The following is a 365-nucleotide window of genomic DNA, read 5'->3' on the forward strand; positions in this document are numbered from 1 at the left end:
TCGGTGGCCGAGAACGTCAAACCGACCTTCACCGTGCACATCAACCAGCCGCTGGACCACGACTTGGTCGTGACCCTGAGCAACAACGCGCAGGTCACCATCAAGGCTGGCGAAACCAGCGCGCCGTACACCCACGATGCGCAAGGTGATGACGTCTACAACGATGCCGGCCAGATCAGCCTGGGCATCAATTCGGCGGTGGACGCCACCGGTGCGACCTTCGAGAACCTGCAGCTGGGTGGTGCGGCTACCGTCCAAGTCACTGACACCACCGATGAAGTGGTGGCCAAGCTGACTGCGACCCCTTCGGTCACCGAAGGCGGCGAGATCACCTACACCATCACGCTGACCAACAAAGACGGTCT

General features: G+C 61.4%; 1 protein-coding gene. It reads left to right on the top strand.

Going from position 1 to position 365, the window contains the following annotated elements; translation table 11 throughout:
* Positions 1–365: immunoglobulin-like domain-containing protein (locus QQL85_RS26455; protein ID WP_284357332.1), on the top strand; the 365-nt coding region annotated here is incomplete at both ends.

The sequence above is a fragment of the Pseudomonas putida genome (assembly GCF_030159595.1).
Lineage (GTDB): Bacteria > Pseudomonadota > Gammaproteobacteria > Pseudomonadales > Pseudomonadaceae > Aquipseudomonas > Aquipseudomonas putida_AC.